General features: G+C 60.8%; 6 protein-coding genes. All 6 read right to left on the bottom strand.

The window, feature by feature from the left end:
• Positions 1-128 precede the first annotated feature (128 nt).
• Complete coding sequence (locus CKA38_RS11030) at positions 129-2,150, bottom strand: hypothetical protein (RefSeq protein ID WP_108825528.1); 2,022 nt, start codon at positions 2,148-2,150, stop codon at positions 129-131.
• Positions 2,151-2,528: 378 nt separating this feature from the next.
• The gene (locus CKA38_RS11025; protein ID WP_161554862.1) at positions 2,529-4,475 is read right to left on the bottom strand and encodes a glycoside hydrolase family 28 protein; all 1,947 of its coding nucleotides are present in this window, start codon (positions 4,473-4,475) and stop codon (positions 2,529-2,531) included.
• Positions 4,476-4,516: 41 nt separating this feature from the next.
• Positions 4,517-5,833 (bottom strand): alpha/beta hydrolase family protein, encoded by a 1,317-nt coding sequence (locus CKA38_RS11020; RefSeq protein WP_108825526.1) that lies wholly within the window; start codon positions 5,831-5,833, stop codon positions 4,517-4,519.
• Between the two features lie 81 nt (positions 5,834-5,914).
• On the bottom strand, positions 5,915-7,318 hold the full coding sequence (locus CKA38_RS11015; protein ID WP_108825525.1) for a glycoside hydrolase family 28 protein: 1,404 nt from the start codon (positions 7,316-7,318) through the stop codon (positions 5,915-5,917).
• A gap of 17 nt (positions 7,319-7,335) precedes the next feature.
• Complete coding sequence (locus CKA38_RS11010) at positions 7,336-8,751, bottom strand: glycoside hydrolase family 28 protein (protein WP_108825524.1); 1,416 nt, start codon at positions 8,749-8,751, stop codon at positions 7,336-7,338.
• A gap of 320 nt (positions 8,752-9,071) precedes the next feature.
• The gene (locus CKA38_RS11005; RefSeq protein WP_108825523.1) at positions 9,072-11,840 is read right to left on the bottom strand and encodes a glycoside hydrolase family 2 protein; all 2,769 of its coding nucleotides are present in this window, start codon (positions 11,838-11,840) and stop codon (positions 9,072-9,074) included.
• Positions 11,841-12,035 lie beyond the last annotated feature (195 nt).

The raw sequence follows: 12,035 nt of genomic DNA, 5'->3' as shown, positions 1-12,035 counted from the left end.
ATTAAAAGTCGGGGCGATGGATGGATTGAATACGGTTTTTCTCCGTGGCTCTCAGTGAACTCCGTGGTTATTTAGTATTCAGGTTTTTTGGTTTTAAGAGGAGGCAGACTTGGCTGTCCGCGCTACGTTTACTTGCCGAGGATTTGGGTTTCGATGCGGTTGTATTCGGTTTGGTCGAGGGCGGGTTTGGCGAGTTTTATGCCGAGGATTTGCGCCATGGTCAGGCTTTCGGGATAACCTTTGAAATTGCGGCGGGTGGGTCGGCGGGGAGCGTAGTTTTTGAGGAGTTCGGCCATGATTTGATCGTGGTAAACGAGGCGGTTCATGGCGTCGAGACAGGCGGCTTTTTCCGCGGCGACATCGACGCCGGGGCGGGGGGCGAGCGGGGCGTTCCTGTCCTTATGGTAGCGGCCGTCCCAGTTTGCGCCGGCGCGGTAGTAGGCGATTGCGGCTTCGAGGAAGGCGGTGTCGCGGGCGACGAGTTGTTGGTGGATGAAGGCGCTGGCAACAAGGTCGCGCAGGTAGGGCGCCTTGGCCGGCGCCTTGGCGCGAAACTCGAGCGCGGCGGTCACGGAGTCGTCGGCATGGCGGCGCATTTCGGCAATGAGTTCGACGGGGGTGCGGGCGTCGGGACCGGTGTCGGATTTCAGTTTTGCGATCGCGGAAGCGGGATCGGGCGAGAGCGTGGCGGCGACATAACCGGGGACGCTGATGGCGTTTTGGCGGACGAATGCCATGCCGGATGGCGCCTCGGGTTCGTCGTTGAGTTTCCAGAGGCGGGGAACGTCGAGGCCGCCGGGCGTGAGGCCGTCGCCACGCCAGAACCAGGCGGGGCTGAGTTTGATGAAGGACTCTTGCGCGAGGGCGACGGCTTTGAGGCTGCGGAGGAGCGGTTCGGCGCCGTCGCGATAGTGGGGGCGGAGGAATGCGATGGCGTCGGCGTTGGTGAAGGGTTTGCCGGCGATGGCGGCGCCGACGGTTTTTTGCGTGAGGCGGCGGACGGGGTGGTCGAGGGCGTCGCCGGTTTTGCTTTTGAGCTGGTAGTCTTGGTAGGCGATTCCGGTGAAGCCGCCGGCGCGCATGTTGGCGAAAGTTTTTTCGATGATGTCGCCGTCATACCAATACACGGGGTGCGGGTGCTCGGCGTCGAAGACGATGATGTCGAGGATGACGGAGTAGCCGGCGTCGAGGAGATCCTTGCCCCATGGCGGATAGTTGACGAGGGGCTGGTCGTAACCGGCGTATTTGATCGACATGTAGAGTTGGGAGCGGGGCATTTTGAGCTGCGCGAGAGTTTCGGGTTTCACATACCAGTCGCGCATGCCGAGGAAGAGGCGGTCGCCGCGTTTCTTTTGAAGGAGGGCGTAGAGGGTGTTGCAGTAGTCGACGAAGTTCGCGTCGGTGGCGGCGTAATCGACGTTTTCCTTCCAGCTTTTCCATTTATCCGCGCGAAGGGTGTCGGGCGTGAGCGTCCAGGCGGCCTCGGCGTAGGCGTTGAGGAAGCCGTCGAGCTCGGGGATGAGGTCGAGCATGCGCGAGGTGGAGTAGATGAAGAAATTGCGAAAGACGGGATTCGTCCATTGCGCGTGCGGCACGACGGCCTCGGCCTTTCGTTTCTGGAGCGACTCTTTGTAGATGTTGTTTTGGTGGGCGTTTTCGAGGAAACGCTTGAAGATTCCGCCGGGATTGAGCTCCGCCTGATGCGCCTCCCAAAAGTTGAGCGGGCAGTAGTGCGAATAGGAGCGCGAAACGACGCGCTGGATGCCCTTGGACTTTGCGTAGCGAATGTTGGCGCGGAGGGTTTCGAGTTGGGACGCGCTTTTTTTCGGGTCGAATTGCTGGGCCTCGGGATACGGGGTTTTGGTGTAGTCGATGAAGTAGGCCGGCATGAATTTGTAGGTGCCGATGGAGATGGCGTTGAAGCCTTCGGAGACGATGCGGTCGACTTCGCGGCGCACTTCGGCGGTTTTATTTTTATCCATCCACTGGCCGTTGTTCAGTGAAACGAGGCGCAGGGACATGGGCGCCGGCGCCGGAGCGCCGGCGCGAAGGACTGAAAGACTGAAGGGCTGAAGGCTGAAGGCGGCGAGCAGAGCGAGGGCGGCGAGGAGGGGAAATGCGGAATGCGGAGTGCGGAATGCGGATTTCATGGCGTGTCAGAAAAAATTAAAAAAAGGAAAGGAACACAGAGAGCACAGAGCGCGCGGAGCGCGGCTCAGAGTTTTGGGAGGCTCGCTGGTGGACGAGTGATTTTTTGGCGAAATGATGTTTTGTTTTTTAACCGCGGATGGACGCATATACGGAAAGAAATGAAGATGGATTGCCAGTGGTTTATATTATCTGAGGGTTCCTCGGATTGTTTTTTTGCGAGAAAGAGTGCGGTGCCTTGATGGCCTCCTGTCGCGCAGCTTCGTGCGCGCTTCGTGTCCTCTGTGTTCCTTGGTTTGTGTTGGGTTTTGGAGGCGGCGGGAGGTGCTCAAAGCGGTGTCGGCGCTTCGCTCTGCCACCGCACTCCAAAGGGATGATAATTATTTCGTGTGGACTTCGGGTGCGGCGGTGAGGGCGAAGGTTTGGAGGATGTTGTTGGTGAGGGTCGAGCTGTGGACGTCCTCCAGGACGACGGGAGGACGGACGTCCGTGTTCGCGGAGCGGATGCGGTTGTTGCGCACGGTGAGGCCGTCGATGTGACGGAGATAGAGGCCGTAGGCGGGACACACGCCAAAGGTGATGTATTCGGGGTATTTTTTCTCGTTTTCGGGGACTGCGCGCGTGACCACCTTGGGATCGGTCTGTCCGCCGTGGAAGGTGAAATCGCAATCCTCAATTGTCAGGTTCTGGATGCGGAGCCCCTCGACGCCCGAGCAGGAGGCGCCGAGACCGATGCCGCGTTTTTCGGCGCCCCAAGTGTTGGCATAGTTGCGGATATTGCGAAAGGTGACGTTGCGGAGGGCGCCCGGGGTGGCGGGATTTGGGCCGCCTTTGAAGGTGCGTCCGCGCGCGCCGAGGCGAGCGAAAATGGGCGCACCGCAATCGTAGAGTATGGCGTTTTCGTAGGTGATGTTTTCGAGGATGGAGCCGTCAACGGTCTCGATGGAGAGGGAGTAGCGGGTGACGCCTTCGATGTTGGTGGCGTGAAGGTTTTTCAACGCGCCGTGCGTCTCGGTGCCGATCTTGAGGATGTTGCAGTTGGCGTAGGGCGAGTAGAGGTTGTTGATGCGAATGTTTTCGGCGGGGGTGAGGGTGAGGGCTTTTATGCAAATGGCGTCGTCGCCGGTGGTGGCGTGGAAGCCGTCGATCTCGACGTTGCTGCAACCGGAGATGTCGATGCCGTCCTGATTGTGCACGCCGGTGTGGCAGCGGATGCGGAGGTCGCGGAAAACAAGGTCGGTGCAGGTTTCGTAATATTGCGTCCAGTTGGCGGCGCGGATGAGTGTGATGTTTTCAACGCGGATGTTTTGGCAGGAGAACATGCGGATGAGGCGCGGGCGCTCGTGCTCGTTGTTGCGGCCGCCCCAGGGGTAGCCCTGGCGGATGGCGTAGCCGTCGATGACGCCGCCGCCGGTGATGGTGATATTTTTCGCGTTTTGCGCAAAAATGAACTGGTGGGGTTCGTGGCTGCGAAAGCCGGGGACGCTGGCGTGCTTGGGCGGGAAGTCGGCGGGATTGGGCGAAGCGCGGAGGATGCTGCCGGCTTCGATGCGGAGCGTGATGTTGTCGCGAAGTTCAAGCGCGCCGGTGACGTAGATGCCGCCGCTGACGAGGACCGTGCCGCCGCCGCGGGCGGAGAGATCGTCGATGGCGGTTTGAATGATGGTGGTGTTGATGGTGCGGCCGTCGCCGCGCGCGCCGGCGGCGGCGATGTCCGTGACGTTGCTCGAGTATCCAGTTTCCAGTTTACGGGTCGCGGTTGAGGACAGCGGTTTTGCCAGGACGAGATACATGGGAGCGGAAGCGGAGCCGTTGGGGCCGAGGATGATTTTTTCGCCGGCGTCGGCGGTGCGTTTGTAGAGGGTGAAGGCGCGGCCGAGGGTGTCGGTGAGTTTGCCGGCGGTGGCGGTGTATCGGGTGGCGAGCCAGGCGGGTTTTTCGGCGATGGCGTCGGAGTGGGCGATGTGGATTTCGGCGGGTTCGCGGAGCACGAAGTTGGCGAGGTTGTCGCCGAAGTAGGGGCTCTTGACAAAGGCGGCGGAGAGGGCGGAGGGTTGTATCCAATCCACGGATACGAGTTCGGCGGGAAGCGCGGCGACGGCGGCGCGCTCGGGTTCGGGGAGGTTTTCGTTGTCACCGTAAAGCGGCGCGCCGACGCGGATGCCGCCCTGCTCTATCCAATGGCTGGCGTTGTAGAGGAGGTAGCCGGTGTCGTTGACTTCGAGTTTCTCAATGAGGCGGGTGTCGGAGAGAAGGACCGAAGGGCTGAAGAGCTGAAGGCCGAAGGCTGCGAGGATGGTGAGGGCGGCGAGTGTGCGGTGGTGCATGATGTGTGAGAGATTTGTTACAGGATTGGCGTGATTTTGGATTAGGATTTTTTCGGACACTTGGGTTTGTCCTTGTTGGTGGTGGCTCCGATTTTTTTGAGCCAGGTGTCGAATGTGTAGCCGGCCTTGACTGTTTCCCATTCGGCGGCGGTGAAGACGCTGAGCTGGTCGCGGGCGATGGCGGGGACGTTGTCGCCGACGGCCATTGCCCCACCCTCGCGCTCCTCGGAGGTATAACCGCGATCCATCGGGTAGCCGGTTTCACTTGCCCATTCGCTGATGTGGACTTCGGGCAGCGCGGCGACTTGGCCGGGCGTGAGGTTCGGGAAGTCGAGCTGCTTCGCGAGCCAGATGGCGGGCGGTTTTGTTATGAAGTAGGGGCGGTGGCTCGCGGGCTTGGGTGTGAAGCCGTAGGTGAAAATGTTTTTTTGTTTTTCAGACGAGGTGAGTTTGGCGGCGCGGGCGCGGAGGTCGTCGAAAAAGGGTTCCTGCGTTTTTTTGATGTTACAGATGTCGTCGCGTCCGTTCCAGATGAGCGTGGGACCGCGGTCGGCTTGAAGGGCGTAAATGATCGCGGGGCGGTCGCCGAGAAACAGGAGCGACTGGTAGGGATGGCCCTGACACATGGGTTTGTCGCACTTGTCCCAATAGCCGCCGGGGCCGTCGAGATTGCCTCCGCCGGTGAGGATGACTGCGTGGAGGCGCGGCTCGATCGCACCGGCGATGCTCATGACAAAGGAGCCCATCGAATAACCGCCGGCCGCGATGCGGGTGGCGTCGATTTCGGGGCGCGAGGCGGCGTAGCTGACGGCTTGCATGACGTCGGTGAGCATGAGGCCGAGGAGTTTTCGGCCGGCGTCGGCGTCGGTGATCGTGTCGGAGCCGCGAAGATAATCGTGTTCGCGCGTGCCGGATTTGCGGTTGCGGGAGCGCTCGCCCTCGCCGGCGGGATCGTAGGTGAGGACGGCGGCGCCGGCGCGTGCGTAGGTGATGCCGCAATAGTAGGAATACCACGCGTATTTGTCGCCGCCGTGGCCGTTGACGACGATGAACGCGGGGATTTTGCCCTTGGGAAGCGGATCGGGCAGGTAGAGGATGGCGGGGACGCGCATGCCGAATTGCGTGGCGTAGGTGACGGCCTCGGCGCGCACGCCGGTTGCGGGTGTGAAGGCGCGGTGGGTGCGCGCATCGAGAGCGAGAAGGGTTTCGGGGACGGAAAAGTTTTCGCGGATTTGCGCGCGGAGGGATGCAATGTCGCCTTGCGTCAAGGGCCCGGCGGAAAGGGCGGAAGGACTGAAGGGCTGAAGGCCGAAAGCGGCGAGGAGCGCGAAGGCGGCGAGTGTGTGGCGGGAGCGCATGGCGAGGAGGAGATCTTTTTAGGACGAATAGGACTAATAAGACCGAGGGGACGGAACACGGGCTGGCAGCCCGTGCCACCGTTACCTTTCGAAGGGCGCGGTGATGTCGCCGAGGCGCGGTGCGCGGACGCCGTCCTGGTAGAGGAACTGGGTGAAGGCGGGGGCGTATTCAGGTTTTGAATACGAGGCGTCGATGCCGTCGATGCGAAGGCCCGCGACGTGCGCGCAGATGATGCCGGCGGGGACGGCGTAGTAGTTCACGCCTTTTTTGGAATCGAACTTGGCCATCGGGCCTGTGGATTTGCCGATGTTCTTGTATTGCTCGGCGCCGGTGTAATTGATCGAGACGCGGTTGAGGGAAATGTTTTCGACGGGTGTGTTTTCATCGAAGCCGCGAATGATGACGCGTCCCTTGGTGTGGATTTGGATGTTGTTAAACGAGACGTCGCGGATGGCGCCGAGAAGGGAGGCGGCCTCGCGCTTGCTGAGCTCGACAACAATGGGCAGTTCGAAGCCCTTGCCCCACTTGGGCTTTGTGGTCATGGTGATGTTGTCGAAACGGATGTCCTGCATGACACCGCCGTCGCGGCAATACAGGGCGAGGCCGGTGCGGGAGTCACGGATGACACAATTATTGAAGAGGATGTGGCGGTAATCGCCGTGGCTTTCCGTGCCGAGCTTGAGCGCGGTGGCGGCGCTCATGAGGACGCAGTTGGTGACGGTGACGTTTTCGACGGGAAGGGTTTCACCAGCGAGGGACTTTGTGGTTTTGAGGACGATGCAATCGTCGCCCGCCTCGATGCGGCAGTCGGAGATGATGACGTTGCGGGTGCTGTCGATGTCGATGCCGTCGGAGTTGATGGCGCGGAGATGGTTCAGGATGGAGACGCCGCGGATGCGCACGTCGTCGCAATTTTTCGGATGGATGGTCCAGCCGGGGGCGTTGCGGATGGTGATGTTGTCGATGCGAACCTGGCGGCAGTTGATGAGCTCGATGAGGGGCGTGGGGCGCGCGTGCGCGGTGGTTTTGTCCGCGCTGAAATAGGAGTCTCCGTTGCCGTCGATTGTGCCGCGACCCTCAATGGCGATGTTCTCGGCGTCGAAGGCGTAGATGAGGTGGCGCATCGGGTAGCCGCCCTGGTGCTTGCCGTCGATTTCGATGATGCCTTCGCGGTATTGGCGTTCTTGCGGCGGGTAATCGTCGAGGTTGGGGCTGGCGAGGAGCGTGGCACCGGTTTCGAGGTGCAGCGTGATGTTGCCGCGGAGGATCAATGTGCCGGTGAGATAACGGCCGGCGGGAAAAGTGAGCGTGCCGCCACCGGACGCGGAGGTGGCGTCGATGACGCGCTGGAGCGCGGCGGTGTTCAGGGTTTTCCCATCCGGGCGCGCGCCATGAGCCGTGACATCGACGGTGGCGGCGTGGGAAAGGGCTGAAAAGCTGAAGAGCTGAATGGCTGAAATCATGAGGAATGTTTGTGGACGCATGGCGGAAAATTTTAGAATTAAGAGGTCGGGTGCGGTTGGGTTGAGTTATTTGATGACAACGGGGGAAGGCCGGGGATGTTGGCTTCCTTGGGGAGATTTCGGAACGCGGGGGCGACGAGGTTTTCGGCGCCGATGATGTGGCGGGCGGGCGTGGCGTCGGTGGGCGCGGGCCAGGTGAGGTCGAGGCCGTCGATGGTTATGTTTTTCAGGTTCGCGAGAATGAACATGGAGGGCGTGCTTCCGTATTCGGGCGTGTCGGCGGCGCCCTTGCTGTTGCCGCCCTTCACCTTTTTGGCGCCCTTTATGTTTTCGTATCCAGAAACCCGATACGTGATGTTGTTGAAGGCGATGTTCTCGAGCGGGCGCTCGGGCAGGCCGGCGACCATGACGCGACCCTTGGTGAAAAGTGTGATGTTGTTGAAGGTGACGTTGCGGATGGCGCCGAGGCGCGAGGCGTCGGTGCGTTTTTCAAGGTCAACGGTGATGGGCCATTCGTAGCCCTTGCCCCATTTGGGCTTGGTGGTCATGGTGATGTTGCTGAAGTGGATGTCCTCCATCGTCGCGCCGTCCTTGCACATAAGGGCGAGGCCGGTGCGGGAGTCGCGGATGATGCAGTTGTCAAAGCGTATGTGGCGGAAGTCGGCGTGGCTTTCGGTGCCGAGCTTCAGCGCGCTCGCGGCGCTGACGAGGATGCAGTTGGTGACGACGATGTTTTCGCAGGGGAGTTGCTCGGTGGAGACGGCTTTTTTCTTTTCGCCTGTCGGCACGCGGTTGGTGGTTTTGATGACGATGCAATCATCGCCGGCCTCGATGCGGCAGTCGGAAATGATGACGTTGCGCGAGCTGTCGATGTCGATGCCGTCGGTGTTGACGAGGGTGATGTCGTTGAGGAGCGAGATGCCGCGAATCTGAACGTCGTCGCAATTCTTGGGGTGGATGGTCCAGCCGGGGGCGTTGCGGATGGTGATGTTTTCAATGCGGATGTTTTTGCAGCCCCAGAGTTCGATGAAGGGGCTGGGGCGACGGGGGATCGGCTTGAGGTTTTCGTCGTAGAAGGCGCGTCCGTTGCCGTCGATTGTGCCGCGACCCTCGATGGCGATGTTTTTGATGTCGCGGCCGATGAGGAAATGTTTGTTCGGATAATCCTTCATCGACGGGCTCGCGAGGATCACGGCGCCGGTGTCGAGGTGGAGTGTGATGTTGTCGCGGAGGTGGAGCGCGCCGGTGAGAAAACGGCCGGCGGGAAAGTAGATCGTGCCGCCGCCGGATTTGGAGACGGTGTCGATGGCTTTCTGCAGGACGGCGGTGTTGAGTGTCTTGGCGTCGCCGACGGCGCCATGCGCGGTGACGTCGATGCGCGCCGCTAGCGCGGCGCTAATGAATAATGAAAAATGCAGAATGAATAATGACAGGAGTCGGAGGTGGTGGCGCATGGCGTTTAGTTTAAATTTAAGATTAAGATTTCGGAAAGGGACAAGGAGGGGCGCAGATGAGGAAGGATGAAGGGCGGGGTTCGGTGGTTTTTATTATCTGTGCTCATCTGTGTTTATCTGCGGTTTCTTTGCCTTGGTTTTTTAATTAAAAATGAATGAGTGATGATTCGCCGGGGAGCGTGGAAGGCTTTGGGGTCTCCCAAAACTCTGTGGTTCTCTGTGTCCTCTGTGTTCCTTGGTTTGTGTTGGGTTTTGGAGGCGGCGGAAGGTGCTCAAAGCGGTGTCGGCGCTTCGCTCTGCCACCGCACTCCAAAGAGATTTTATTTTTTCAGTTTTTTCTTTCGCTCGGCTTTTTGCTTGGCGGCCTTGACTTTGTCGGAAGGCGGCTTGCCGATTTTTTCGTTGATTTTACGGGCCTCGAAATTCCAGTCGTCGGCGACGAGGTGGCCGCCGCGATCGGTGGTGATCTGGATCATGCGCTCGACAAAGGCGCGGTAGTCGGAGCTGAAGGGATCGACGCCGTGGTTGCGGTCGGCGACAAACTTCGTGACTTGCGCGCGGTAGCCGCCGGAGGCGTCGGGCGTGAAATCGGCGTCGGGGCGGATTTCCTCGATATACTGCGCTTTTTGCGCGAACACGACTGTCTTGAAATTGGGATCGCGGGCGACGGGCCGGCGGTTGGCGTCGGAGAGCGCGGGTTCCGTTATGCCGGTGGCGGCGGGGGCTTCGGGCGCGACAGCCTTGATGATGATCTCGGCGGGCGCGAGGCCGGGCGCGCTGACGGTGACACGGATATCGCCGGGCGCGGCGGCAGAGCGGACGACGTTGGAAATAGGCGTGTCGATATACATCAAGCCGGAGCGGGAGTGGATGTCGTGCGTGTCGGTTGTGTATTGGGCGGGGCCGACGAGTTTTCCCGCGCCGGTGAGGCGCCATGTGAGGGGCGGGTTCGCGCCGTAAACGTGGTTGCCGGCGGCGTCGACGACATCGGCGGTGACTTGCGCGATGCCGGAGCGGTCGGCGGGAATGGCCTTGTGCGAGGCGGTGAGGACGAGGCGCGCGGGTTCGCCGGACATGGCGAGCGTGGTTTCGACACGCTTGCCTTTTTTGACGCCGACGGCGGTGAGGGTGCCGCGGGTGACGGTGATGTTTTTGAAGGTGACGACGTGCTTGTCGGCGGCGGAGGGTTTTTGTTTGCCGAGGGACTTTCCGTCGAGGAGCAGTTCGACTTCATCGCAGTTGGAGTCCACGAGGATGTCGTGTTTTTGGCCGATGTATTTGGGGCGCCAATACGAGGGGTGGATGCTGGCCATGGGCGTGGAGCTGAAGTTGGCCTGCCAGAGATAGTAGGTGAGTTTTGGGAAGCGGTATGCGTCGACCCAGCCCTTGGGGTTCACGTTGAGGACGGGCGAGTTGAGGTATTCGCGGCGGCAGCCATGGTCGGCGTAGAGCCAGGTGACGACGTTGGAGTTGAGGATGTCGCGCGAGCTGCGGTTGCGGTAGTGCTGCCATTCCTCGGTGCCGGTGACTTGGGAGGAGTCGGGGCGGCCGGTCATGACGCCGAAATCGTGGTCGTCCTCGTTGAGCCAGCCGCGCACGGTGCAGCGGAGGAGGTTTTCGATGGCGATGTTTTTGTCGGTTATCTGAATGTGGTTGCCGGCGTGTTGCGTGCCGTGATCGCAACGGCGCATGTAGATGAGGCGGGTGGTGTCCTCCGCATAGGCCCAGTCGGAGTCGGCGGGCTGGTCGGTTTCGTTGCCCATGCTCCAGATGACGATGCTGGGGTGGTTGCGGTCGCGGCGGATCATTTCAATGGCGTTTTGTTTCTGCGTGGCGCGGTCGAAGGCGATGTCCTTGATATTGGGCAGTTCCTCCATGTGGATGAAACCGATGCGGTCGGAGAGATCATACATGAAGGGGTCGTTGGGATAATGCGCGGTGCGCTGGAAATAGAGGCCCATGTTGTGGCGGATGTCGCGCCAGTCGCGGTCGTGCATCCATTTGGGCATGGCGTCGCCGACCCAGGGAAATTCCTGATGGCGGTTGATGCCGCGCAGCCAGATTTTTTTGCCGTTCAGGACGAGCCGGTTGTCGGAGAAACTCCACTCGAACCAGCGGAAGCCGAGCGGTGACGCATAGGTGTCGGCGGCGCGATCTCCGTCGAGGACTTGGCTTTGGACGGTGTAGAGGTATGGCGTTTCGTGCGACCAGAGTTTCGGGTTGGCAACGGCGCCGAGGTTTTGGTCGAACTCGTGGATGACGCCGGGCGCGATGGTTTGCGTGGCGGTGGCGGCGAGGATTTTTTTGCCGCCGGCATCGACAACCGTGGTGACGAGTTTTGCGGTGCGCGGCGTGTCGTGGTCATTTTTCACCCAAGTGCGAACGCGGACCTCGCCGGATTTTTCGGAGACCTTGGGCGTGGTGACAAAGGTGCCGCCCTCATGCCACGCGTTGCCCTGATAGGGAATGTGGAGCCTGTCGGTGACGACGAGGCGAACCTCGCGATAGATGCCGCCGTAAACGCTGAAGTTGCCGGCGGTGGCGGGCGGGATGAGCCCGTAGCCGGCGTCGGACTGGCGGTTGTTGACCTGGACAACGATGAGGTTGTCGGCGCCAAAGCGGACGTGCGGAGTGATGTCGAACGAGAAGCTGGTGTAGCCGCCCTTGTGCTCGCCGACAAAGTGGCCGTTCACATAGAGGCGCGAATATTTTTGCACGCCGTCGAACTCGAGCGCGATGCGCTTGCCGGAAAGGGATTGGTCGATGGCGAGGTGCTTGCGATACCAGCCCCAGCCGAACCACCAGTAGGTGTCGGTTTTCTCGTCGGCGCTGCGGATAAAGAGATGCTGGTCGCCGGTAGTCTCGAAGGTGTTCCATGTGTGCGGGAGCGCGATCGCGGGCCACTTGGAGTCATCGTAGGCGGCGGATGTGATGGCGGCGATCTCCAAGGCGGAGGGCTTTTCCTTCGGGAAATAATTAAACGTCCAGTCACGGTTGATGATGAGCGTCTGGCGCGCCGCGAACGCCGCCGGAGCGGCGACGAAAAGTGAGAGAACGGACAAGGCGAGGAGTGTGCGGATGTTTTTCATAAAGGTGAAAGTTGTGATACGAAAGGTGGCGCGGGATTATTTTTTGGACGGCTCGGCGGGCACAGTTTGAGGCGGGTGGCCCATGCTGGAAGGTGGAAGGAGGACGAGGCCGTCGGTGAACGCGAGGGGACTCGTCGCCGCTGGCGAGGAGTCATTCGCTTGAGGAAAGGAGCGGTGCGTCGCATGCGTTTATAC

The sequence above is a fragment of the Ereboglobus luteus genome, from assembly GCF_003096195.1.
GTDB lineage: Bacteria > Verrucomicrobiota > Verrucomicrobiia > Opitutales > Opitutaceae > Ereboglobus > Ereboglobus luteus.
This window is presented reverse-complemented; position numbering and strand designations above follow the sequence as displayed.